Origin of the sequence: Sporolactobacillus sp. CQH2019 (genome assembly GCF_028765345.1) — a bacterium.
GTDB lineage: Bacteria > Bacillota > Bacilli > Bacillales > Sporolactobacillaceae > Sporolactobacillus.
The window spans coordinates 170,775-193,941 of record NZ_JARAJZ010000001.1 but is presented as its reverse complement, the minus strand read 5'-3'; the positions used below and the strand labels follow the sequence as shown (position 1 = coordinate 193,941).

The window sequence follows — 23,167 nt, the reverse complement described above, 5'->3', positions numbered from 1 at the left end:
TTGCCGCACGGGGAGCGTGACACAGGTGAAGGCTGTATACGGTACGGATCGCGGGAAAATCAGGAATCACAATGAAGACAGCATCGGCGTTTTTTACGGTGACGGGCAGATTCTGGCGGTTGTCGCAGACGGCATGGGCGGCCACGCGGCGGGTGATGTTGCGAGCCGGATGGCCATTGAAGTGATTCAGTCGAAATGGGAAAAAGTTTCCGGCACACTGAATGAAAGCGAAGCCGTGCAATGGCTGAATCAGCTGGTCCGCTCGATTAATGTACATTTGTACGACTATGCGGCGGAACATGAGGAGTGCAGAGGAATGGGGACAACCATAGCCGCTGCTTTTTGCAGAAAGGATTTTGTTGTCGTTTCCGCCGTCGGCGACAGCCGAATTTACATATGGAAACAGGGAGAACCGATCCGGCAGATTACCGAGGATCACACGCTCGTCAATGAACTTGTTAAGAGCGGCCAGATCACGAAGAAAGATGCTGAGGTTCATCCGAAAAAACATATACTGATGCGCGCGCTCGGAACCGAGCCGGCAATTGAACTGGATACGTCGACACTGACCTGGCCGGACGGAGCCCTGCTCATGATCTGTTCAGACGGGCTGACCAACAAACTGTCGGACGAGACGATCGGTCGGATAATGGGAAACGGGCGTTCACTGCAAGAGAAAACAGAGACGATGATCAGTGAGGCAAATAATGCGGGCGGAGAAGACAATATATCAATGATCATCGTCTCCCGTGATGGTGAAGAAGTATGATTGGAAGAAGAGTCGGAGGAAGATACCAGATTCTGTCGCGCCTCGGAGAGGGCGGCATGGCAATTGTTTATAAAGCAAAGGACCTGATCCTGGACAGATTTGTTGCAGTGAAAATTTTGCGGCCGGAACTGGCGGGGGACGAGGAATTTGTCAGGCGTTTTCATCGCGAAGCGGAATCGGTGGCCAGTCTGTCGCATCCGAACATTGTGGCAATTTACGATATCGGAGAAGAGGAAGACTGCTACTATATCGTCATGGAATATGTCCATGCGATGACTTTGAAAGAATTTATCAAGGATTATTCACCGATATCGATCAGTGAATCCGTCGATATTATGAAACAGGTTGCCAGAGCGATCGCACACGCCCATGCACGCGGCATTGTACACCGCGATATCAAGCCGCACAATATCCTGATTGACGAAGAAGAACATGTTAAAGTCACCGATTTCGGCATTGCACTCGCGATCAGCGATTCGACAATTACCTACACGCATTCCATTATTGGTTCGGCTCATTACCTTTCTCCGGAACAGGCGCGCGGAGGAAAAGCAACCGTTAAATCGGATATTTATGCGTTCGGCATCGTCATGTTTGAGCTGCTCACGGGCAGGCTTCCCTTCCCGGGAACGTCGCCCGTATCCGTAGCGCTCAAGCATCTTAGCGAACCGATGCCCCTGCCGAGCGATTTCCGTCCGGAAATTCCGCAGAGCCTGGAGAACATCATCATCAGGGCTCTGGCCAAACGTCCGCAGGATCGCTATGAAAGCATGACCGACCTTTATGAAGATCTGGAAACCTCGCTGAATCCGGATCGTGCCGGGGAAAGCCGGCTGATTCTGGCAGCGGACCAGGCGGATGATCCCGACGACGATGATGAGAAAACAATCAAAATGGCGCCGGTTGTAGCCGGCCGGTCGGAGGATACGATCGCTGCGGAACAACCGCCCGCGGCGCCGGATCCTGAAAAAGACGGCAAAAAGAAAAAGAAAAAAAGAAGATGGCCGGTCGTTTTCGGCATTCTGCTGCTTTTGATCGCTGCCGGACTGGTCATCGGCCTTACGCTGCTGCCAAAGCTTTTCTATGTTGAAAATGTCCGTGTCCCGGATGTAACCGGGAAAACCTATCAACAGGCCGAACAAATCTTAACGAATAAAAACCTTAAGGTCACCCGCACAAATCAACACAGCGCCACGGTGAAAAAGGGTCTGGTTTTTCTGCAGAATCCTGCGGCCGGCACCGATGTAAAAGCGAAAACCGCGGTCGGACTCTTTGTCAGCGAAGGGCCGAGTTCCGTGCAAGTGCAGAATTATGTGGGCTATGACCGGGATTCGGTCGCCAATTCTTTGCAAGGCCAGGGATTTAAAAAAATTGTCTGGCATCAGCAGGAATCATTAGGATTCCCGGACGGGGAAATTATCAGCCAGAATCCTGCGGCGGGAACGCAGGTCGTACCGTCCGATACGGTGCTGGAGCTGACGTACAGTACCGGCAATCCGAATGTGACCGTTCCGGATCTCAGCGGCAAAACTCAGGATCAGGCGAACCAGCAGCTGAAGTCGCTCGGCCTCAGCGCCGCCTTTGCAACCGGTACTTATTCCGATACGGTTCAGAAGGGCAATGTCCTGAGCCAGGATCCGGCTCCGGGAAGTCTGATGGCCAAGGGGTCGTCGGTCCGGCTCGCCTTATCGAAAGGAAGCGAGCCTCAGTCGAAAGAAATCGATCAGCCGATAAAAGTTGTCTATTCAAAAGGAAATGGCGGGAACAAGGGGCAGCCGGTCCGTGTCCAGATCTATTATACGGATGCAAATCACACTGATACACTTTTCACCGATGAAAGTATCACCGATACGAAAACTTATACCATTCCTTTTATCCTGAACCCGGGGCAACAGGGGTCGTACAGCATTCTGCTCGACGGGGTCCAGAAAAAAACAGGGACGGTTAATTATCCGAATTAAGGAGATGGATTTCTCTTTGTACCGTGATACCGCCGGCTTCCAGGCGGATGAAACGGCCGGGAACCCGATCCGGATTTGATTGAAAGGCCCGGTCTATGGCTTGCCCGCAAACAGAAGAACGGACCGATCACCATAATTTTTATGAGGAGCTTAAGCATGCCTGAAGGAATGATCATTAAGGCCCTGAGCGGGTTTTACTATGTCACAGACGGGAATCGGCAGGTCCGCTGCCGGGCGAGAGGCGTTTTCAGAAAACGCCACGTTGTGCCCCTGGTCGGCGACCACGTGACCTATGAGGCAAAGAAAGCGACCGAAGGATATATCCTTTCTGTTGGTCAACGGAGCACTATGCTCAATCGTCCGCCGATCGCTAATGTAGATCAGGCAGTTCTCGTTTTTTCCGTTGCCGAACCGGCTTTTGATGATCAACTGCTTGATCGGTTTCTCGTACATATGGAGGCACACCGCATCCCTTCGCTGATCTGTCTGACAAAATGGGACCTTCTCGATGCCGGCGGCGATGAAGCGATGCGCAAGTTGATGGCACGCTACACGAAAATCGGTTATCCCGTGATCAGGACTTCCAGTGTGAAAAATCTTGGACTTGCAGATTTACGCAAACATCTGGAAGGCATGATCAACGTCATCACCGGCCAGTCCGGCGTCGGGAAGTCTTCCCTTCTTAATGGGCTGGATCATTCGCTGAGCATTGACACTCAGGAAATTTCGCAATCGCTCGGACGAGGAAAGCATACCACAAGGCATGTCGAACTGCTTCCGATTGCGGCGGGCGGATTTGTTGCAGATACACCCGGTTTCAGCTCCCTTGAGATTCCGCCGCTTTCTCCCGGTGAACTGGAACAATGCTTCCCGGAATTTTCAGAGTTTCGGACATTGTGCCGGTTCAGAGGCTGCACGCACTTTGCTGAGCCCGGCTGTGCGGTGAAAAAGGCCGTGAAAGAACACCTGATTGACGTGAACCGATATGCTCATTATCAGGCTTTTTCTCAGGAAATCGGCAAAAGGAAACGCCGCTATTAATGATAGAACTGAGGATCCGGTTAAGGGCGGGTTAAATTTGCCTGCAATCAGGACATTGGAAGTAATCTTTCGCCCCACTTCTTCCGGCAAATAAAGAGGCTGACTCGGAAAGGCACGGATCAGCAGTTTTTCATTAAAATAAGCGGTCATCAAAAAAAACTGTTGACTCAAAGGCCATTCCTTGACTGGTGCACTGAGCCGGTGAAAAAGTCTTTCACTGCTCTATAAAAAAAGATGAACGGCTACGGGATAGAAGAATACTGTCTGACCGGATTCAGAAAGCTGAACCGAACATGAGCGGCCGCACCGAATCGAGGCAAAGCCACACCGAAATGAAGAAAAGTCGCACCGAATTGGGGCAAAGCCGCACTGAAATGAAGAAAAGTCGCACCGAACCGCCGGAATGTCGCACCGAATCGAGACAAAGTTGCACCGAAATGCAGAAAAGTTGTGCCGAGCCGTGTGCGAATCGCCCTGGACAAGAGGGGACGCACCGAATCGAGGCAAAGCCACACCGAACCGCCGGAATGTCGCACCAAAATACTGAAAAGTTGTGCCGAACCGTGTACGAATCGCCCAGGACAAGAGGGGACGCACCGAATCGAGGCAAAGTCGCACCGAATCGAGGCAAAGCCACACCGAAATGCAGAAAAGTTGTGCCGAGCCGTGTGCGAATCGCCCTGGACAAGAGGGGACGCACCGAATTGGGGCAAAGCCGCACCAAAATGCTGAAAAGATGTGCCGAGCCGTGTGCGAATCGCCCAGGACAAGAGGGGCCGCACCGAATCGAGGCAAAGCCACACCGAAATGCAGAAAAGTTGTGCCGAGCCGTGTGCGAATCGCCCTGGACAAGAGGGGACGCACCGAATTGGGGCAAAGCCGCACCAAAATGCTGAAAAGATGTGCCGAGCCGTGTGCGAATCGCCCAGGACAAGAGGGGCCGCACCGAATCGAGGCAAAGTCGCACCGAACCGCCGGAATGTCGCACCGAATCGAGGCAAAGCCGCACCGAAATGCAGAAAAGTCGCACCAAAATACTGAAAAGTTGTGCCGAGCCGTGTACGAATCGCCCAGGACAAGAGGGGCCGCACCGAATCGAGGCAAAGTCGCACCGAATTGGGGCAAAGCCGCACCGAAATGCAGAAAAGATGTGCCGAGCCGTGTGCGAATCGCCCAGGACAAGAGGGGCCGCACCGAATCGAGGCAAAGCCACACCGAAATGCAGAAAAGTCGCACCGAATCGCCGGAATGTCGCACCGAATCGGGGCAAAGTCGCACCGAATCAAGGCAAAACCGCACCGAACCGCGAATAAGCCGTTCCAAAATTCAGTTTTCAGTGTTTCAACAATGCCGTACAAAAGTCTGCGACTCAAATAAACGGCGTGGATCAGGTCGATCATTCATTTGATCGGGAAGCAGAAATGTTTAAAGGAGATGATCAAGAAATGCGTATCGCGATTGTTGCCGGAGGTCCGAGAACATTGATTCCAGACCTTACTTCCGACTTTTTTAAAGATTGTCTGTGGGTGGGAGCCGATCACGGAACATACATTTTACTGGAAAATCATCTATCTCCCGTTCGCGCTTTCGGCGACTTCGACTCTTTGTCGGATGAAGAAAGAAGTGAAGTCTTCGGAGCGGGGATCAGACTTGATACTTATCCGCGGGAAAAAGATAAAACAGATCTGGAACTGGCGCTTGACTGGGCGCTCGGCAGGGATCCGGATGAATGCCTGATCCTCGGTGCAACGGGAGGAAGGCTGGATCATGGGCTCGCCAATGTCCAAATGTTGCTCAAGGGCGTCGATAAAAAGACAAAACTGATTCTGCTGGACAAAAAAAATTGTATCACCTTGCTTACTCCGGGCATATATCATGTAAAGAGAAAGCACGTGTATCCTTATCTTTCTTTTTTGTCTCTGACTGAAAAGGTCGCGGGGCTGACCCTGAGAGGCGTCAAATATCCATTGACCGAGGCGGAGCTGTTGCTTGGATCGAGCCTCTGCATCAGCAACGAGGCGGAGGCCGAAATTTTCACGATTTCTTTTTCTGAAGGTATTCTGCTCATGATGCGCTGCAGTGACTGACACGGATTGATGATCATAGTTCCGGTACACGCTGCATATAGTTTAGAAGCGCGCAAAAAAGGCCGACGACGCAAGAAGCAAGGGGGAGCAAATCGATGAAATTTTATACAATTAAGCTGCCGAGATTTTTAGCGAGTATTGTGAGAGCCCTCCTCGGGTCCTTTCGTAAGGGGTAAGGGCACCTGTCAATGCGAAAAAGGCACCCTTGCAGAACGGGGGCCTTTTTTGCACGAACAGAACGGGAATGTTCCGATTCTTTTCTTTTATAGGGATTCAATAAAAGAGCGCCGATATGGGTGCTTTTTAACCCAAGCGGCGCTTCGCAATTATCCGGCCGTCAGACGCGTTCAACTTTGCCGGCCTTCAGTGCCTTGGTGGAAACATAGACACGTTTCGGCTTGCCGTCCACAAGAATGCGCACTTTCTGCAGATTTGCTTTAAACGTTCTTTTTGATTTATTTTCAGCAAATGAGCGATTCTGTCCGAACTTTGTCGTCTTTCCGGTTACAAAACAGCGGCGTCCCACGAAAATAACCTCCTTGCCAAACTATAATAATAAGCAACATTCCCATCTTATCATGTGGAGGCATTGCTTGCAATAGGGAGGAGCGGGCCGCCCGGCAAACACGTATTCAAAAGCAACAACTGATGCGCCCGCACGCAAAAGAATACCGCACGGAGATTTTTCCCGGCAGATCGTTTCATAAGCAGCAGTCATGTGAGGCCTTCAACCGCATCGCAATTCAGTTCTATAAATGATATGGGACATGCCCGGATTATTGCCGGCGATTTTTGAATCATTCCGCCGCTCGCTTAATGATTCGCTGTCGCATAGTCCTGCCTGCGCCTTCCTTCAATCCGCCATGCAGACGGCGGTCTTCCTGATCGGCCGGTGCTTTCAAATTCTGGCAGGCTAGTGTAAAATAGCGATAATGATCGATCATTGATTCGATAGGCAGATTTTGTTCCGGCCGGTGCGTGCTTCCGGCGGATGATCAGTGAAAAACGAGAATAGAGGGAGGAACCCGTAATGTCAATCTCGATTAATAATACCTATGGACAAATCGATATCTCGACAGATGTCATCGCGAAAATTGTCGGCGGTGCGGCTCTTGACTGCTACGGAATTGTTGGTATGGCCTCGAAAAATCAGCTCAAGGACGGATTTGCGGAGCTGTTGAAGAAAGATAATTTCAGCCGCGGTGTGATTATTCATTTCGATGAAGAACAAAACCTGATGATCGATATGTACATCATCGTCAGCTATGGTACGCAAATTTCGGAAGTCGCCGTGAATGTGCAGAACAAGGTGAAGGAAACATTGAACGCTGCATTGGGAATCGATGCTGCAGCCATCAATATATTTGTCCAGGGTGTCAGGCTGACAGAAGACGAAGTGCCGACTGAAAACAGAAAATCGGAAGCTTAAGAGAGGGGCATGCAGTTGTGAAATATCGCAGCGTTTTTGACATCATCGGCCCGATTATGATCGGTCCCTCCAGTTCCCACACGGCCGGTGCGGCCAAAATCGGGCGCGTCGCGCGGAAACTCTTCAGCGATCGTCCGCAGCAGGTCGATGTGACTTTATATGGTTCGTTTGCCGAAACCTATCGGGGACACGGTACCGATGTGGCACTGGCCGCCGGTTTGCTTGGCTTTGACGCAAACGATCCCAGGCTGCCCGATGCGCTGACAATAGCCGCCGATCAGCGGATGTCCGTTACTTTTACCGCTGACAGAGACACGCAGGTCGATCATCCGAATACGGCACGGCTTCATTTGACAAAGGAAAAGAACGAACTGGATCTCGTCGGCGTGTCAATCGGCGGCGGCAAAATCGAGATCACGGAGGTAGACGGTTTTTCCATTTCATTATCGGGGAGCAATCCTGCTCTGCTTGTGCTGCACCGCGACAAATATGGCGCAGTGGCGGAAGTCGCCGGGCTGATCGCAAAATATGAAATGAATATCTCTTACATGGAAGTTTCCCGGCATGAAAAGGGCCATCTGGCGATGATGGTTATCCAGACTGACGAGGAGATCGGCGAGGGACTGGCTGCAGAGGTTTCGGCTCTTCCCAATATGCTTAATGTTGCCGTATTATCCTGAGCCTGGAAACATTGACGAAAGGCACGGAGGGATTTTCTTTATGTTCAAAACTGTAGCAGAATTGGTGGAACTGGCACAAGACAGGAGTTTGCCTGTTTCCGAAGTGATGATTCAGACTGAAAGGGAAACGACAGGAAAAAGCCGTGAGGATATCTTTTCCAGAATGGCAGACAATCTTGATGTGATGGAAAAAGCGGTACAAAGAGGCATTCATGAAGACATTCGTTCGCATTCAGGCCTGACCGGCGGAGATGCCCGGCTTCTTCAGAAATATCTGTCGTCGGGCCGCTCTCTTTCCGGGGATGTTCTGCTCAATGCCGTAGTAAATGCCATGGCGACCAACGAAGTCAATGCGGCCATGGGGACGATCTGCGCCACGCCGACTGCGGGTTCGGCAGGCGTTGTGCCGGGTACGCTGTTCGGGCTGGCCCGGAAACTGCAGCCGGTGCGGGAACAAATGGTACGCTATCTGTTCACTGCCGGCGCGTTCGGGTTCGTCATTGCCAATAACGCATCGATATCCGGGGCTGCCGGCGGCTGCCAGGCGGAAGTCGGATCGGCGGCCGGCATGGCAGCGGCGGCGGCTGTGGAACTGGCCGGAGGAACGCCGCTTCAGTCGGCCCACGCTATGGCGATCGCACTCGGAAATATGCTTGGACTGATCTGCGATCCCGTGGCCGGGCTGGTTGAAGTCCCGTGTGTCAAGCGCAATGCCATCGGCGCATCCACCGCTATTGTCGCCGCCGATATGGCGCTGGCCGGCATTCAAAGCAAGATTCCCTGCGACGAAGTCATCGGCGCTATGTACCAGGTAGGCAGAATGATGCCGGCGGCGTTCAGGGAAACGGCCCAGGGAGGGCTGGCCGCTACTCCGTCCGGGAAAAAGCTGAAGAATGAAATATTCGGCCGGACCGGCCGCCCGTCGGTGCCTGATCAGCGATGACGATTTCCAGTGACCGGCAGCTTGTCTGCGATCTGCAGGGTGTCGGCCGGACATCGGCGGAAGAACTGAAACAGCTCGGCATCGTCACCCTTGAAGATTTATTCAGCTATTATCCTTATCGTTATGACAATTACGAAATCAGGGATCTGGCGGACGTCCGCGATGATCAGCATGTCACGGTTGCCGGCAAGGTGCACAGCGAACCGGTTCTTACCTTTTATGCCAAAAAAAGATCGAGGCTCGCCATCCGTGTCCTTTCCGGCCGTTATTTAATTACGGTGGTCGCCTTTAACCGGCCGTACTTAAAAAAGAGGCTGAAGCTGGGGGACGAAGTCACAGTCACGGGAAAATGGGAAAAAAACCGGGCCGTTCTGACCGCTTCGGAGTTCCATATCGGGCTGCCGAAACGTGATGAAAGCATCGCTCCGGTTTATCCGGTCAAAGGCGGCCTGACGGTCAGACGCCTGAGAGCGATCGTCAGACAGGCCCTCCGGCAGTATGCCGACAGCCTCACTGAAAATCTTCCTTCAGAAATAATTAAAGATTACAAATTAATGGGGCGCAGGGAAGCCATCTGCGAAATCCATTTTCCCTCGGAGCGGAGCAGATTGAGGCAGGCCAGACGCCGCCTCGTCTATGAAGAATTTCTGAATTACGAGCTGAAAATGCAGGCGTACAGGCTGAAAAAGCGGCGCTCTTCACACGGGATCGCCATGGCAGTCCAAAGAGACCGTCTCCGGAATTTTCTCAGCGCCCTTCCTTTTTCCCTGACACGCGCTCAGGAAAGAGTGGTCGATGAGATTCTGCACGACATGGCGTCGCCGGCTGCGATGAACCGGCTTCTTCAGGGAGACGTCGGTTCGGGAAAAACCGTCGTTGCGGCGATCGCGCTTTATGCGGCCGCGACTGCAGGCTATCAGGGCGCGTTGATGGCTCCGACGGAAATTCTCGCGGAACAGCATGCGGACGGCCTGCAAAAACTGCTCGGGCTTTTTTCCGTCAACGTAGCGTTATTGACCGGAAGCATCCGTGGAAAACGCAGGAAACTGCTTCTTGACGGGCTGAAGGGAGGCACGATCCATGTACTGGTCGGCACGCACGCCCTGATTCAGGACGAGGTCGTGTTCAACCGGCTCGGGCTTGTGGTTACCGATGAACAGCACAGATTCGGTGTCGGACAGCGCAGAGAATTGCGCGGCAAAGGGCAGGATCCGGATGTGCTTTACATGACGGCGACACCGATACCGCGCACGCTGGCAATATCCGTTTTCGGCGATATGGATGTCTCGACGCTCGATGAGATGCCCGGCGGCCGGAAGGCGATTAAAACGTACTGGGTCCGTCATGAAATGATGGAGCGGGTCATTCAATTCATGAGGAGCGAACTGGGACAGGGCAGACAGGCCTACGTTATTTGCCCGCTGATCGAAGAGTCGGAGCAGCTTGATGTACAGAATGCAATGGATGTTCATGCGCGGCTGACCCGGGCGCTTCCGGATTACTGCGTCGGCTTGATGCACGGCAGAATGGCTTCGGAAGAAAAAGAAGCTGTAATGGCCAGCTTTAAAAATAACAAGACTCATGTGCTTGTATCGACGACTGTCGTGGAAGTCGGGGTGAATGTGCCGAACGCGACGCTTATGGTGATCTACGATGCCGACCGCTTCGGGCTCTCTCAGCTTCACCAGCTGCGCGGCCGCGTCGGCCGGGGCGACAGCCAATCTTATTGCGTGCTCGTCGCAAATAGCCGCTCAGAAACCGCCATGGAAAAGATGAGAATGATGACGGAAACGGCGGACGGCTTCCGGCTTTCGGCTTTTGACTTGAAACTGCGCGGACCCGGCGACTTTTTCGGCAAGAAGCAAAGCGGTCTGCCTCAGTTCAGGCTTGCCGACATGGTCCATGATTACCGGACACTGGCGGCAGCAAGAGACGATGCCGCGAGATTGGTAAAAGATCCGCATTTTTGGAAGAGTGAAGCGTTTCTGCCGCTGCGAAAGCCGCTGGTGGAAGCCGGCATTCTGAATCATGAGCAGCTGGACTAAGCCGGGCAGAGTTCCCTGCAGCCGGAGTCGCAGCCGGAAAATGCCATGTACAGCTACCCGGAAAGCGGTGGATATGATATACTTACTATTATTACCTAGTCTTAAAAGGACGTTAGAAGCGACGGTGTCAAAGTAATGAGAAAAAGCAAAATGGACCGGCAGGCGTTATTGAAACAAACGATTGCCGAAAATCCGTTTGTCACCGATGACGAGCTGGCGCACAAGTTTTCGGTCAGTGTTCAGACGATCAGGCTTGATCGCCTGGAGCTTTCGATACCCGAGTTAAGAGAGCGGATCAAGCATGTGGCGAGGCGGCAGTTCGACGATGTCAAGGCTCTTCACGAAGATGAAGTGATCGGGGAAATTGTCGATCTGCAGCTCGATTCGAGTGCCATTTCTCTGCTCGAAATCAATCAGGACCTTGTTTTTTCACGCACGGGGATCGCAAGAGGACACCATCTGTTCGCCCAGGCCAACTCGCTTGCCGTCGCGGTGATCGATGACGACTTGGCGTTGACATCCAAAGCGTCGATTCATTTTATCCGGCCGGTCAGGGTCGGAGAACGCGTCATTGCTAAAGCGAGGGTGACGCGGGTGGAAAGGGTACGCACGATCGTGGAAGTGAACAGTTATGCAGGACAGGATCACGTTTTTAAGGGCACTTTTACTATGTATCGCTCGCACGGCGCAAGAGGGCGGGCGCGAAAGTGAAGCTATTGCCGCTGCCGGGCATAGGGTCCGGCAGTCCCGCCTCTTTTCATATGCTTTTGCCGTGACTGAAATGACGATTCAACATCAGCATATTGGGCTTGTGATTCAGGAGGTTTGATGAATATGGGTAAATGTGCATTTGTATTTCCGGGACAGGGATCGCAGAGTGTCGGCATGGGTGCGGATCTGATTAAAACGGTACCGGAAGCGGAAAAAATTTTTAAAGCGGCCGACACCCGCCTCGGTTTCTCTTTAACCGATCTGATTTTGAACGGACCGGAAGAAGAGCTGAAACGGACGGAAAATACGCAGCCGGCCCTTCTGACCGTGAGTGCGGCGCTGCACGCGCTGCTTTCCGGGGAAGGGATCAAAGCCGACTATTTGGCCGGCCACAGCCTCGGCGAGTACAGTGCGCTCTATGCTGCGGGCGTGCTCGGATTTGAAGATGCGGTTTATGCGGTCCGGGAACGAGGCCTGCTCATGGAGGCCGCCGTCCCGGCAGGCCGGGGAACCATGGCCGCCGTTCTCGGCCTTGACGCCGCCGCTCTTAAAGAAGTATGCGGACAAGCATCGGCCGGGAACGAATCGGCTCAGATTGCCAATCTGAATGCTCCGGGACAAATCGTGATTTCCGGTACCGTTGACGGTGTGGCGGAGGCGTCGCAGCTGGCCAGGGAAGCAGGTGCCCGCCGCGTCCTTCCGCTCTCGGTCAGCGGGCCGTTTCACTCCGAGCTGATGAAACCGGCGGCGGAAAAAATGCGTAGAATACTTGACGGGCTTCCTTTTGAGAATGCGAAAATTCCGGTCGTGGCCAACAGCACGGCGCAAACGGAAACGACAGCCGACGAGATCCGTGTTCACTTGATCGAACAGCTCTATTCGCCGGTGCGCTGGATCGAATCCGTTGAAAAGCTTAAATCGCTGGGGGTCGATACTTATATCGAGGTCGGGCCGGGAAGGGTACTTTCCGGGCTGATTAAGAAAATTCATCGCGGTGCCGTTATTCTTCAAGTCAATGATCTGAAAACTTTGAAAGAGACGGCCGAGAAGCTTGGGGGGAGAAAATAATTTGATACTCAAAGATAAGACGGCGCTGGTCACCGGCGCTTCAAGAGGAATAGGGAAGGCGATTGCCCTTGAACTGGCGCGTGCGGGGGCCTCGGTCGTCGTCAATTACTCGGGCAATAAAACCCGGGCCGAAGAAACAGCAGCGCAGATCAGGGAACTGGGTACGGAAGCCTTGACCTACCAGTGCGACGTAGCAAATGAGGAAGATGTTCAGGAGATGGTGCGGACGGCCGTTCAAAAATTCGGACATCTGGACATCGTTGTCAACAATGCCGGAATCATACGCGACGGTCTGATCATGCGGCTGAAGGAAGAAGACTGGGACGCCGTGCTGAATACAAATCTCAAAGGTGTTTTTCTTGTGACTAAGGCGGCGCTTCGTCCGATGATGCGGCAGAAACAGGGGAAGATTATCAATGTGGCCTCGGTCGTCGGCATCCTCGGCAATGCGGGCCAGGCGAATTATGTCGCCGCCAAAGCAGGTGTGATCGGCCTAACCAAATCCACGGCCCGCGAGGTTGCCTCACGCGGCATCACGGCCAATGCGGTCGCTCCGGGATTTATCTCAACAGAAATGACGGAAAAATTTCCGGAAAAGATTAAAGAAAAGATGAAGTCGGAGATTCCTCTTCATAGGCTTGGGACGCCGGAAGATGTGGCCGGGGTTGTCAAATTTCTGGCTTCGGAGGACAGCGGCTATATGACCGGGCAGATTTTAAGTGTTGACGGCGGTATGGCGATGCAATAAAATGATTTAGGCGTGTGTTTTGATAGGCGGCGGCTTTTACGCAAAAAGGCGGAAGATTATTTTGACTCATATTTATTTTCCTGTTATTTTTTAAATGTGTGTCCTTGAGAGGGGGTGAAGACATGGCAGAAGATGATGTACTGGAACGTGTAAAAAAAATCGTTGTCGACAGGCTGGATGTGGATGAAGCAGATGTAAAGCCTGAAGCTTCTTTTAAAGAAGACCTCGACGCCGATTCTCTCGATATTGTGGAACTTGTCATGGAACTGGAAGATGAATTCAATTTGGAAATTTCTGATGAAGATGCAGAAAAAATTCAAACGGTTGGCGATGTCGTTACTTACATACAGAGCCACAAATCTTGACATCATAACAATGAAGTCCCGTTTTGTAATCATTTATGGATACGGGACTTTTTTCTTTCATTTCACCCATTCTTGACGGATGGCTGAATGATCAGGTTTGGGGGCAATTGGAGGTGACGGCTGATGTCCGTTTCAAAAAAAGTGAAGGAATATGAAAAAGAAACGATTGACAGGCTCCATCAGTTTCTAAAAGAGTTTTCGATTATTTTCACGGATGAAGCTTTGCTGAAAAAGGCTTTTACCCATTCATCCTATGTGAATGAGCATCGCCGCGAGCTGCAGGAGGATTACGAACGTCTGGAATTTCTGGGAGACGCTGTACTTGAGTTAATGGTTTCGCAGTATCTGTTCAAACATTTTCCGGATTTGTCGGAGGGCGATATGACCAAGTTCCGCGCCGCTATTGTCTGCGAAACCGGGCTTGTCCAGTTTGCCTCCTCGCTGTCATTCGAAAATAAGATTTTTCTCGGCCGCGGCGAGGAGGCTACGGGCGGACGAAAACGGCCGGCCCTGCTGGCGGATGTTTTCGAAGCGTTCATCGGCGCCCTGTATCTCGATCAGGGTCTGGATACGGTCAATCAGTTTTTGAAAAGGGTTGTCTATCCCAGGATCAGCGACGGTACTTTTTCCCATGTGATGGATTTTAAAAGCCAGCTCCAGGAGACGATCCAGCGAAAAGACCTTGGAGAGCTCGATTATGACGTCATTATGGAAAAGGGACCCGGCCATCAGCGTGAATTTTTATCGAAAGTCCTTCTGAACGGCGAAGTGATCGGCAGCGGACGGGGACATTCAAAAAAAGATTCCGAACAGAGTGCAGCACGCGAGGCGCTCAAAAGTATCGACGGATAACAAAAACAGCCGGGAACGCTCGGCTGTTTTTGTTATCCGGGTCCCGGCAAGGCAGGCGATGTGCTAAAATGATGGAGTTAATAGAAACGGAGGGATCGGGATGTATCTCAAGAGACTGGATGTTTCCGGCTTCAAATCGTTTGCCAATAAAACATCTGTTGAGTTCGTTCCCGGTGTGACCGCGGTCGTCGGACCGAATGGAAGCGGCAAGAGCAACATTACGGAAGCGATCCGCTGGGTCCTTGGAGAACAGTCCGCAAAATCGCTGCGCGGTTCGAAGATGGAAGATATTATTTTTTCAGGAAGCGACGCCAAAAAGGCGGTTAATATGGCGGAGGTTACGCTGACGCTTGAAAATACGGATCATTACCTGCCTTTTGATTACAGCGAAATCAGCGTGACCAGGCGGGTATTCCGTTCCGGCGACAGCGAGTTTCTGTTGAATCGCCGGAGCTGCCGGCTTAAAGATATCGTTGATCTTTTTATGGATTCCGGGCTTGGAAAAGAAGCCTATTCCGTCATTGGCCAGGGGAAAATCGATGAAATTTTAAACAGCAAAGCCGAAGATAAACGAAGAATTTTCGAAGAAGCATCCGGCGTGCTGAAATATAAATTGCGTAAACAAACAGCGGAGAAACAACTGGAAGAAGCCGTGGTCAATCTGAATCGAGTCGAAGATATTCTGCATGAACTGAACAGCCGGCTCGGTCCGCTTGAAGAACAGGCGTCGACCGCCAGGGAGTATCTGGCCAAAAAAGAAGAGCTTGAAACAGTCGATGTTGCGCTTCTTGCCTACGATATCGGAGAGGTACATACGCACTGGTCGGCTTCAAAAAGCCGCGCGGAGAGCCTGAATCAGAAGAAAAAGGCGATGGCTCTTGACATTGAAGAAAAAGAGAAGCTTTTTCGTTCGAATCGCGAGGCTCTTGACAGATTGAATCGCGATATCGACCTTCTGCAGTCAGAGTCGGCCGAATCGGGTGAAAAGGTCGAGAAAATGCTCGGTCAAAAAGAAGTGGCGGCCGAGCGCCGGAAACATGCGAAAAGCAGCGCCCTGGAACTGCAAGAACGGCTCGAAAAGCTCGAGGAGCAGCTCGAGTCCGAGCGCCGTGCCCTGAACGGCAGCGAGTCGGCCTATCAGGCGGAGCGTTTAAAACTGAATGAGCTTCAGAAAAAGCTGAAAGGAAAGCTGGCCGAATTCGACGGATTTGAACATAATCTCGATGAAAGGATTGAAAAACTGAAGGGCGAGTACATCGAAGTGCTCAACCGGCAGGCTTCCATGCGCAATGAGCGGCGCTATCTGAACGATCAGCAGAAGTCGCTTCTGCAAAAGAAAAATCGGGTGGAAGCAAATTCTGAAGACGTCCGGAAAAGCGCCGAGGATGCGCGGAAGAGAAAAGAAAAACTTGTTTTTGAAATGAAGCGGCAGGCGGAAGAAGGCACGAATCTGCAAAAAACGCTGGCAGCATGCGAATCGCAGCTGGAAAAGGAACATGACCGCTACAGCAGGCAGAAAGAAGCGTTTGAAAAAGTCGACCTTTTGATTAAGCAAGCCGTCTCGCGAAGGGAAATGCTTGAGGCGCTCAGGGAAGAATATGCCGGTTATAATCAGGGCGTCAAGGCTGTTCTGAAAAACAGAAATAAGCTCTCCGGCATTCACGGAGCGGTGGCGGAGCTTATTCATGTGGATAAAACATACGGAACGGCGGTCGAAACGGCGCTCGGGGCATCGTCCCAGCACGTGATCGTCTCTGATGAGGCATCGGGGAGGGAAGCGATCCGTTTTTTACGCAGCCGTCAGGCGGGACGTGCGACCTTTCTGCCCGTCTCCGTTATGAAGGCACGATCGCTTCCTTACGGCGACAGGACACGCCTTTCCAAACATCCCGATTTTGTCGGGACAGCCGAGGAACTCGTTCATTGCGATCAGGCATACTGTGATGTGATCGGGCATCTGCTCGGAGCGGTTGTGATTGCCCGGAACCTGGCGGGGGCCAACAGCCTGGCCAAGCTGCTGGGCTACCGGTACAGAATTGTGACGCTTGACGGCGATGTCGTGGCTCCTGGCGGCGCAATGACCGGCGGCAGTCTGCGGCAGAACCGCGCCGGCTTAATCGGGCGGGCGGCGGAAATTGACCGGCTTACGGCGCAGATCGGGGAGATGCGCGCGAAGAAAGAGCAACTGGAGCGCGGCTTCTCAGAACTGAAGAACCGGATCGCTGCCGATGAGCTGCGGACGGGGAAATTGCGGGAAAACGTCAGGCAGGCGGCCGAGACCTACCGGAAGCTTGAGGAGCAGGTTCATGAAGCGGAAGCAGAAGAAAAAAACAGTTCCGAGAAATATCAGCTGCTCGCCAGGGAAACCGGAGACTTTACTTCCGAACAGCAGACGATTGCGCAGCGCCTGAAGGAAATCGACCGCGATCTTGCCATGCACACACAAAAGGGAGAGGATCTGAGTTCGCGCATTGATCGGCTGTCTGAGAACAGAAAGAACCGCGATTCCAGCAAGGCGGCTCTGCAGGCGGAGATTACTTCGCTGAAGGTGGAAACCGCCAGGCAGGGGCAGATCGTCGCTCATCAGAAAGAAAAAGCAGGGCAGTCGGGCGCACGTGTCGATGATCTGATTGCTTCTATCGAGGCGCTCAGATTATCCATCGACGATGTCCATTCGGAATTAAAGGATCAGTCCGACAGTACAAAGACGCTTGAACAGAAAGTTCAGGCAGCAAAACTGGAAAAAGAAAGACTCAGCGGGCTTCTGACAGAAAAGAAAGAGCTTCGCCGCGGCAAACAGGAACATTTATCGGAAGAAGAACGGCTTCTTAAAGAAAAGCGGCAGGCGCTTGATCGGCTGACCAATGCTTTTCAGGAAGAAAATCTGGCACTGGGCCGTCTGGACGTCCAGCTGGATCATTTGCTGGATACGTTGCGGGAAGACTATGAACTGACGATCGAAGCGGCCAGGGAGAAATATCCGCTGACGATGGATGTGGCGGAAGCCCGTAAAAAAGTAAAATTGATTAAACGGGCTGTTGAAGAGCTGGGGACTGTGAATCTCGGCGCCATAGACGAATATAAGGATGTTTCGGAACGGGAACATTTTCTTGCTGCACAAAGAGACGATCTGCTGAAAGCGAGAGCAACGCTGGAGAATGTCATGACGGAGATGGACCGCGAAGTCGGGCAGCGTTTTTCAAAAACGTTTAAAAAAATCCGGGAACAGTTTCAGGTGGTCTTTCAGGAGCTTTTCGGCGGAGGACGGGCCGATCTGAAGCTGATTGATCCGGATGATCTGCTGAACAGCGGTATTGAGATCCTGGCTGAACCGCCGGGGAAAAAACTGCAGCGCCTGTCTCTGCTCTCGGGGGGAGAGCGTGCACTGACGGCGATCGCCCTTCTATTTGCCATTCTTAAGGTACGTCCGGTTCCCTTCTGCGTGCTCGATGAAGTGGAGGCGGCGCTTGACGACGCCAATGTCGACCGCTTTGCCGGTTTTTTGAAGAAATTCAGCGCTGAGACGCAATTTATTGTCGTGACCCACCGTCACGGGACAATGGAGCATGCGGATGTGCTGTACGGCGTTACCATGCAGGAATCCGGGATATCGCGGCTGGTATCCGTCCGCCTCGAAGAAACAGAAGAACTGATCTCGGCAAATCGCTGATAGAAACCGTTTTGAAATAAAAAAAGACTGCGAAGGAGGGAAAGACATGAGCTTTTTCAGTAAAATGAAGGAGAAGCTGACAGGGCGTACGGAGACGGTGACCGATAAATTTCGTGACGGCCTGTCGAAAACGAGACAGTCGTTCTCAGAAAAAATGAACAACCTTGTCAAACGCTATCGCAAGGTGGATGAGGACTTTTTTGAAGAATTGGAAGATATTCTGATTGAGTCCGATGTCGGCGTCACGACCGTGATGGATCTGGTTGAAAAATTAAAAGATGAAGCGAGGACACGCAATATTAAAGACAGCGATAAGCTGAAAGACGTCATTGTCGAAGTACTCTCCGGATTCCTGACAAAGAATCCGGATGAAACAAAACTGAACCTGAATCCGGACGGACTGACGGTTATTCTCATGGTCGGTGTCAATGGTGCGGGCAAAACGACGACGGCGGGCAAACTGGCAAACAGGCTGAAGAGTGAAGGCAGAACCGTTTTGCTTGCGGCAGCGGATACGTTCAGGGCCGGGGCGATCGACCAGCTCCAGGTCTGGGGAGACCGTGCCGGCATCGACGTGATCAAACACCGGGAAGGTTCCGATCCCGCTTCGGTCGTCTTTGACGCTCTGAAGGCCGCAGAATCCCGGCATTCGGATGTACTGATCTGCGATACGGCCGGCCGGCTCCAGAATAAAGTCAACCTGATGAAAGAATTGGAGAAGATCAAACGGGTCATAGCCCGGGAATTGCCGGGAGCGCCGCAGGAAGTGCTGCTCGTTCTCGATGCGACGACCGGCCAGAATGCGCTGAATCAGGCCAAGCTTTTTCGCCAGGCCTCAAATGTCACGGGAATTGTCCTGACGAAGCTGGACGGTACGGCTAAAGGCGGTATTGTGCTGGCCGTCCGCCACGAGCTGGACCTTCCGGTGAAACTCGTCGGCCTCGGAGAAAAAATCAACGATCTGCATGCCTTTGATGCCGATGCTTTTGTGTACGGACTCGTTTCCGCCATGTTTGAAACGTCGGATGGCGAAGCAGAAGCAGAAGATTCTTCGCGGCAATCATAAAAATGAAGGAAAAAACTTGACAGGCCAAGACTGTTCCTGTATCATTGTTCCGTAAAGTAAAAGACCTTTACAGTCAAGGGGATTTTGCCATGCTTGAGAAGATCTTAAGGGTCAACGCCCTATACGATTTCTATCAGCCGCTTCTCACTTCTAAGCAGCAGGAATATCTAAATCTTTATTATCTTAATGATTTTTCACTCGGCGAGATAGCCGAAAAATGCCAGGTGACGAGACAGGCGGTCTATGACAACCTGAAGCGGGCGGAAGCCGCGCTTGAGGCGTTCGAGGAAAAATTAGGATTGCTGCGCAAATATCGGGCGCGTCTTTCTCTCATTTCCGAACTCAGGGAGCAGGCAAACTGTCTGAGCGGCGAAGAACACCGGAAGCTGAATTCGGCTCTTGACAAGCTGGAAAATTTAGACTAGGAAGTGGGAAGAATGGCATTTGAAAGCCTTGCAGGCAGACTGCAGGAGACGATGAAGAAAATTCGCGGCAAGGGCAAGGTTTCCGAAGCCGATGTGAAGCAGATGGGCCGTGAGATCCGCCTGGCGCTTCTTGAAGCCGATGTCAACTTCAAGGTCGTTAAATCATTTGTCCGCCGTGTACAGGAACGGGCGGTCGGGCAGGAAGTTTTGAAAAGTCTGACGCCCGGACAGCAGGTGATCAAAGTCGTTCAGCAGGAACTGACGAACCTGATGGGCGGAGATCAGACCAAGCTGAACTTTGCCGCTAAACCGCCGACCATCATTCTCTTTGTCGGCCTTCAGGGTGCCGGGAAAACGACCTCTGCCGCAAAACTGGCCAATTTTATCCGCAAGGCGAACAATAAGAAACCGTTGATGATTGCCGCCGATGTTTACCGCCCGGCAGCGATCAAGCAGCTGCAGACGTTGGGCGGGCAGCTGAATATCCCGGTTTTTACGCTGGGCGATAAGGTCAGCCCGGTGGAGATTGTCCGCCAGGGTATTGAGCAGGCAAAGGCGGAGCACAATGATGTGATCCTGATTGATACGGCAGGAAGGCTGCACGTGGACGATGTGCTGATGGATGAATTGGAACAGATCAAAGCGATCAGCCATCCGGACGAAATCTTCCTGGTCGTCGATGCGATGACCGGCCAGGATGCCGTGAATGTGGCCGGCAGTTTTAACGACCGTCTCGATCTTACCGGCGTCATCATGACCAAGCTGGACGGAGACACGCGGGGCGGGGCGGCACTTTCCATCCGATCCGTCACGGGAACGCCGATCAAGTTTGTCGGAACGGGCGAGAAAATGGATGCAATCGAACCGTTCCACCCTGACCGCATGGCTTCGCGTATATTGGGAATGGGCGATGTTCTTTCATTGATTGAGAAGGCACAGGCCTCCGTCGATGAAAAAAAAGCCCGGGAGATGGAGCAGAAGCTGCGGTCTGTCAGCTTTACTCTGGACGATTTTCTCGATCAGATCGGCCAGGTCCGCAAGATGGGGCCGATCGACGATCTGCTGGCGATGATGCCCGGAGCCAATCGTTTCAAGGGCATGAAGAACATGAAGATCGATGAGAAGAAAATCGACCAGATCGAAGCGATCATCCGCTCGATGACGCCGTCGGAGAAAAGCGATCCGGAGATCATCAACTCCAGCCGCAGAAAACGGATTGCGCTTGGCAGCGGTACATCGATCGCCGATGTCAATCGGCTGTTGAAACAATTTAAAGACATGAAGAAAATGATGAAACAGTTTATGGGCAAGGCGAAGGGGAAGAAACGCGGCAATCCGTTTAACCTGCCGTTTATGTGATCATCCGTTTCTTCGAAAAGTTGATAAAATGATTGATAATTTTAAAGGGGAAGGTGTTTGTTTATGTCAGTTAAGATTCGTTTAAAACGTATGGGAGCCAAGAAGCGTCCTTTTTACAGAGTCGTTGTTGCGGATTCACGTGCACCGCGCGACGGGCGCTTCATTGAGGAAATAGGGACTTACAATCCGGTTTCAACGCCGAAAACATTTGATGTGAATGAAGAAAAGGCGCTTGACTGGCTGAAAAAGGGCGCGCAGCCGTCCGATACGGTGCGCAACTTGTTTTCGAAAAAGGGCCTGATGGAAAAGTTCCACAACAGCAAGCTGAAAAAATAATCTTCAGAATTTGAAATTTTAAGGAGCGGAAGCGCAATGGACGAACTGATTAAAGCCATGGTTGTCCCGCTCATTGATTACCCCGAGGATGTTCAGATTCAGAGACAGGAAGATGAGAAACAGATTACCTATGTTCTTGCTGTGAATAAGAAGGACATGGGCAGAGTGATCGGCAAACGCGGCCGTGTAGCCGGAGCTCTGCGCACGATTGTCTCCGCCGCAGGCAGTGCAAAGGGGAAAAACGTCCAGTTCCTGATTCGTGAATAAGTGCAAAGAAAAAGAGGAGGGAAACCGGCCCTTCTCTTTTTCGCCTGCGGAAGCGATGCCTTTCAGCCATCGGATGAGGAGGAAGTTCAGTGACAGACTGGATCTATGTAGGAAAAATAGTCAATACCCGCGGAATCAAAGGTGAAGTGAAAGTCGTCAGTGTAACGGACTTTCCCGAAAAACGGTTTGCCAGGGGCGCGGTGCTCTATGTTCACGATGACCGCACGTCGTCGTACGAGCCGCTTACGGTCGCCGAACACCGGCGCCACAAGCAGTTCGATCTTCTTACCTTTGAGCGCTTCGGCACAATCAACGAAGTTGAGAAATACAAGGGATGTTCGCTTTATGTTTCAAAAGACCAGCTTGCACAACTTGAGAACGGCGATTTTTATTACCACCAGATTATTGGTGCGGATGTCGTTACCGACGCCGGAGAGCATCTCGGCGAGGTCAAAGAGATTCTTTCACCGGGAGCCAACGATGTCTGGGTGATCCGGACAAAGGGAAAAGATTTACTGCTGCCGTACATTACGGATGTCGTAAAGGCCGTTGACACCGAACATAGGCGTATTACGGTGCATTTGATTCCGGGACTGATCGATGATGAGGATTGATGTTCTGTCGCTGTTTCCCGCCATGTTTCATGGAGTGTTTAACGAGTCGATCCTCGGGAAAGCTGCTGAAAAGGGTGCCGTCTCTTACCACATCACAGATTTTCGCGATTACACGGTAAACAAACATAGAAAAGTGGACGACTATCCGTTCGGAGGGGGCGCGGGCATGGTCCTGATGCCGCAGCCGATTTTTGACGCGATCGAAGCTGTTCGCACGGAGGCCGATTTTTCTCCGCGTATTATTTTAACTTCTCCTCAGGGGAAACCGTTCAGGCAAAAAGATGCGGAACAACTGTCAGCCGAGGAGCAGCTGATCTTTATCTGCGGGCATTATGAAGGATTCGACGAGCGGATTCCCCGGTACCTGGTCACAGATGAATATTCGATCGGCGATTTCGTCATGACCGGGGGAGAGCTTGCCGCCATGGCAATGATCGACAGCATTGTCCGCCTGATTCCGGGCGTGCTCGGAAATGACACATCGGCAGTCACAGATTCTTTCTCCGACGGGCTGCTCGAGCATCCTCATTATACCCGCCCGGCCGATTTTCGCGGAATGACGGTGCCTGATGTGCTGATGTCCGGCAATCATGAAAAAATTGCCGAATGGCGCCGCAAAGAATCTTTAAGACGGACGTTTCTGCGCCGCCCGGATCTGCTGACAGGCCGTGCCTTTTCACAGAAAGAAACGGAGTGGCTCGCGGAATTCAAACGCGAAAATAAGGAATGAG

24 protein-coding genes are annotated in these 23,167 nt (G+C 52.1%); 22 read left to right on the top strand and 2 right to left on the bottom strand.

Translation table 11 applies throughout. The annotated features are described in order from the left end of the window. The first annotated feature begins 25 nt into the window (after positions 1-25). The 3 genes from OYT88_RS00920 (at position 26) to rsgA (ending at position 3,771) form a co-directional block, all read left to right on the top strand. Entirely contained in the window at positions 26-769 is a 744-nt protein-coding gene (locus OYT88_RS00920; protein WP_274397461.1) for a Stp1/IreP family PP2C-type Ser/Thr phosphatase, read from the top strand. Next, the gene (pknB, locus tag OYT88_RS00915) at positions 766-2,730 is read left to right on the top strand and encodes a Stk1 family PASTA domain-containing Ser/Thr kinase (protein ID WP_274397460.1); all 1,965 of its coding nucleotides are present in this window, start codon (positions 766-768) and stop codon (positions 2,728-2,730) included. The genes OYT88_RS00920 and pknB overlap by 4 nt, the downstream gene beginning before the upstream one ends. A gap of 156 nt (positions 2,731-2,886) precedes the next feature. After that, a complete protein-coding gene (rsgA, locus tag OYT88_RS00910; protein ID WP_274397459.1) occupies positions 2,887-3,771 on the top strand; it encodes a ribosome small subunit-dependent GTPase A in 885 nt (294 codons plus the stop codon). A gap of 242 nt (positions 3,772-4,013) precedes the next feature. Here rsgA and OYT88_RS00905 read toward each other — a convergent pair whose 3' ends face one another. Then, positions 4,014-4,253 carry a hypothetical protein gene (locus OYT88_RS00905; protein WP_274397458.1) on the bottom strand — a complete coding sequence of 80 codons (240 nt, stop codon included), beginning with the start codon at positions 4,251-4,253 and terminating at the stop codon, positions 4,014-4,016. Positions 4,254-5,216: 963 nt separating this feature from the next. Between OYT88_RS00905 and OYT88_RS00900 the strand changes: the two genes are divergently transcribed. Further along, on the top strand, positions 5,217-5,858 hold the full coding sequence (locus OYT88_RS00900; RefSeq protein ID WP_274397457.1) for a thiamine diphosphokinase: 642 nt from the start codon (positions 5,217-5,219) through the stop codon (positions 5,856-5,858). A 95-nt stretch (positions 5,859-5,953) separates the two neighbouring features. After that, positions 5,954-6,034 (top strand): stage V sporulation protein SpoVM, encoded by an 81-nt coding sequence (gene spoVM, locus OYT88_RS00895; protein ID WP_188801779.1) that lies wholly within the window; start codon positions 5,954-5,956, stop codon positions 6,032-6,034. A 161-nt stretch (positions 6,035-6,195) separates the two neighbouring features. Here the strand turns inward: spoVM and rpmB are convergent, their stop codons facing one another. After that, on the bottom strand, positions 6,196-6,384 hold the full coding sequence (gene rpmB, locus OYT88_RS00890) for a 50S ribosomal protein L28 (RefSeq protein WP_023508941.1): 189 nt from the start codon (positions 6,382-6,384) through the stop codon (positions 6,196-6,198). Positions 6,385-6,888: 504 nt separating this feature from the next. Between rpmB and OYT88_RS00885 the strand changes: the two genes are divergently transcribed. The 17 genes from OYT88_RS00885 (at position 6,889) to trmD (ending at position 23,166) form a co-directional block, all read left to right on the top strand. Continuing rightward, positions 6,889-7,287, top strand: coding sequence for an Asp23/Gls24 family envelope stress response protein (locus OYT88_RS00885; RefSeq protein WP_274397455.1), 399 nt, complete (start codon positions 6,889-6,891; stop codon positions 7,285-7,287). A 17-nt stretch (positions 7,288-7,304) separates the two neighbouring features. Continuing rightward, the gene (gene sdaAB, locus OYT88_RS00880) at positions 7,305-7,967 is read left to right on the top strand and encodes an L-serine ammonia-lyase, iron-sulfur-dependent subunit beta (RefSeq protein ID WP_274397454.1); all 663 of its coding nucleotides are present in this window, start codon (positions 7,305-7,307) and stop codon (positions 7,965-7,967) included. 40 nt (positions 7,968-8,007) lie between these two features. Continuing rightward, positions 8,008-8,910, top strand: a complete 903-nt coding sequence (sdaAA, locus tag OYT88_RS00875; RefSeq protein ID WP_274397453.1) for an L-serine ammonia-lyase, iron-sulfur-dependent, subunit alpha — start codon at positions 8,008-8,010, stop codon at positions 8,908-8,910. After that, entirely contained in the window at positions 8,907-10,955 is a 2,049-nt protein-coding gene (gene recG / locus OYT88_RS00870) for an ATP-dependent DNA helicase RecG (protein ID WP_274397452.1), read from the top strand. The genes sdaAA and recG overlap by 4 nt, the downstream gene beginning before the upstream one ends. A 135-nt stretch (positions 10,956-11,090) precedes the next feature. Further along, complete coding sequence (fapR, locus tag OYT88_RS00865; RefSeq protein WP_274397450.1) at positions 11,091-11,666, top strand: transcription factor FapR; 576 nt, start codon at positions 11,091-11,093, stop codon at positions 11,664-11,666. Between the two features lie 123 nt (positions 11,667-11,789). Then, positions 11,790-12,734, top strand: coding sequence for an ACP S-malonyltransferase (gene fabD, locus OYT88_RS00860; protein WP_274397449.1), 945 nt, complete (start codon positions 11,790-11,792; stop codon positions 12,732-12,734). A gap of 4 nt (positions 12,735-12,738) precedes the next feature. Continuing rightward, positions 12,739-13,482, top strand: coding sequence for a 3-oxoacyl-[acyl-carrier-protein] reductase (fabG, locus tag OYT88_RS00855; protein ID WP_274397864.1), 744 nt, complete (start codon positions 12,739-12,741; stop codon positions 13,480-13,482). 122 nt (positions 13,483-13,604) lie between these two features. Next, positions 13,605-13,847 (top strand): acyl carrier protein, encoded by a 243-nt coding sequence (gene acpP / locus OYT88_RS00850; protein WP_274397448.1) that lies wholly within the window; start codon positions 13,605-13,607, stop codon positions 13,845-13,847. Positions 13,848-13,970: 123 nt separating this feature from the next. After that, positions 13,971-14,699, top strand: coding sequence for a ribonuclease III (gene rnc, locus OYT88_RS00845; protein ID WP_274397447.1), 729 nt, complete (start codon positions 13,971-13,973; stop codon positions 14,697-14,699). A 100-nt stretch (positions 14,700-14,799) separates the two neighbouring features. Then, positions 14,800-18,369 (top strand): chromosome segregation protein SMC, encoded by a 3,570-nt coding sequence (gene smc / locus OYT88_RS00840; RefSeq protein WP_274397446.1) that lies wholly within the window; start codon positions 14,800-14,802, stop codon positions 18,367-18,369. A gap of 46 nt (positions 18,370-18,415) precedes the next feature. Next, the gene (gene ftsY, locus OYT88_RS00835; RefSeq protein WP_274397445.1) at positions 18,416-19,435 is read left to right on the top strand and encodes a signal recognition particle-docking protein FtsY; all 1,020 of its coding nucleotides are present in this window, start codon (positions 18,416-18,418) and stop codon (positions 19,433-19,435) included. Positions 19,436-19,524: 89 nt separating this feature from the next. Beyond that, positions 19,525-19,860: a putative DNA-binding protein gene (locus OYT88_RS00830; RefSeq protein ID WP_274397444.1), complete on the top strand. Its 336-nt coding sequence runs from the start codon at positions 19,525-19,527 to the stop codon at positions 19,858-19,860. Positions 19,861-19,872: 12 nt separating this feature from the next. Next, positions 19,873-21,219, top strand: coding sequence for a signal recognition particle protein (gene ffh, locus OYT88_RS00825; protein ID WP_274397443.1), 1,347 nt, complete (start codon positions 19,873-19,875; stop codon positions 21,217-21,219). Positions 21,220-21,282: 63 nt separating this feature from the next. Next, complete coding sequence (rpsP, locus tag OYT88_RS00820; RefSeq protein WP_274397442.1) at positions 21,283-21,555, top strand: 30S ribosomal protein S16; 273 nt, start codon at positions 21,283-21,285, stop codon at positions 21,553-21,555. Positions 21,556-21,591: 36 nt separating this feature from the next. Continuing rightward, positions 21,592-21,822 (top strand): KH domain-containing protein, encoded by a 231-nt coding sequence (locus OYT88_RS00815; RefSeq protein WP_274397441.1) that lies wholly within the window; start codon positions 21,592-21,594, stop codon positions 21,820-21,822. Between the two features lie 89 nt (positions 21,823-21,911). Further along, a complete protein-coding gene (gene rimM / locus OYT88_RS00810) occupies positions 21,912-22,436 on the top strand; it encodes a ribosome maturation factor RimM (protein WP_274397440.1) in 525 nt (174 codons plus the stop codon). Next, positions 22,426-23,166 carry a tRNA (guanosine(37)-N1)-methyltransferase TrmD gene (gene trmD, locus OYT88_RS00805; protein ID WP_274397439.1) on the top strand — a complete coding sequence of 247 codons (741 nt, stop codon included), beginning with the start codon at positions 22,426-22,428 and terminating at the stop codon, positions 23,164-23,166. The genes rimM and trmD overlap by 11 nt, the downstream gene beginning before the upstream one ends. Position 23,167 lies beyond the last annotated feature (1 nt).

What these genes read in the sequence shown, in the direction of transcription:
- ffh (WP_274397443.1), top strand. Translation starts at nt 19,873, where the DNA reads ATGGCATTTGAAAGCCTTGCAGGCAGACTGCAGGAGACGATGAAGAAA.
- rsgA (WP_274397459.1), top strand. Translation starts at nt 2,887, where the DNA reads ATGCCTGAAGGAATGATCATTAAGGCCCTGAGCGGGTTTTACTATGTC.
- ftsY (WP_274397445.1), top strand. Translation starts at nt 18,416, where the DNA reads ATGAGCTTTTTCAGTAAAATGAAGGAGAAGCTGACAGGGCGTACGGAG.
- OYT88_RS00815 (WP_274397441.1), top strand. Translation starts at nt 21,592, where the DNA reads ATGGACGAACTGATTAAAGCCATGGTTGTCCCGCTCATTGATTACCCC.
- pknB (WP_274397460.1), top strand. Translation starts at nt 766, where the DNA reads ATGATTGGAAGAAGAGTCGGAGGAAGATACCAGATTCTGTCGCGCCTC.
- recG (WP_274397452.1), top strand. Translation starts at nt 8,907, where the DNA reads ATGACGATTTCCAGTGACCGGCAGCTTGTCTGCGATCTGCAGGGTGTC.
- OYT88_RS00885 (WP_274397455.1), top strand. Translation starts at nt 6,889, where the DNA reads ATGTCAATCTCGATTAATAATACCTATGGACAAATCGATATCTCGACA.
- rpsP (WP_274397442.1), top strand. Translation starts at nt 21,283, where the DNA reads ATGTCAGTTAAGATTCGTTTAAAACGTATGGGAGCCAAGAAGCGTCCT.
- sdaAA (WP_274397453.1), top strand. Translation starts at nt 8,008, where the DNA reads ATGTTCAAAACTGTAGCAGAATTGGTGGAACTGGCACAAGACAGGAGT.
- spoVM (WP_188801779.1), top strand. Translation starts at nt 5,954, where the DNA reads ATGAAATTTTATACAATTAAGCTGCCGAGATTTTTAGCGAGTATTGTG.
- fabD (WP_274397449.1), top strand. Translation starts at nt 11,790, where the DNA reads ATGGGTAAATGTGCATTTGTATTTCCGGGACAGGGATCGCAGAGTGTC.
- rnc (WP_274397447.1), top strand. Translation starts at nt 13,971, where the DNA reads ATGTCCGTTTCAAAAAAAGTGAAGGAATATGAAAAAGAAACGATTGAC.
- smc (WP_274397446.1), top strand. Translation starts at nt 14,800, where the DNA reads ATGTATCTCAAGAGACTGGATGTTTCCGGCTTCAAATCGTTTGCCAAT.
- OYT88_RS00900 (WP_274397457.1), top strand. Translation starts at nt 5,217, where the DNA reads ATGCGTATCGCGATTGTTGCCGGAGGTCCGAGAACATTGATTCCAGAC.
- fapR (WP_274397450.1), top strand. Translation starts at nt 11,091, where the DNA reads ATGAGAAAAAGCAAAATGGACCGGCAGGCGTTATTGAAACAAACGATT.
- trmD (WP_274397439.1), top strand. Translation starts at nt 22,426, where the DNA reads ATGAGGATTGATGTTCTGTCGCTGTTTCCCGCCATGTTTCATGGAGTG.
- OYT88_RS00830 (WP_274397444.1), top strand. Translation starts at nt 19,525, where the DNA reads ATGCTTGAGAAGATCTTAAGGGTCAACGCCCTATACGATTTCTATCAG.
- acpP (WP_274397448.1), top strand. Translation starts at nt 13,605, where the DNA reads ATGGCAGAAGATGATGTACTGGAACGTGTAAAAAAAATCGTTGTCGAC.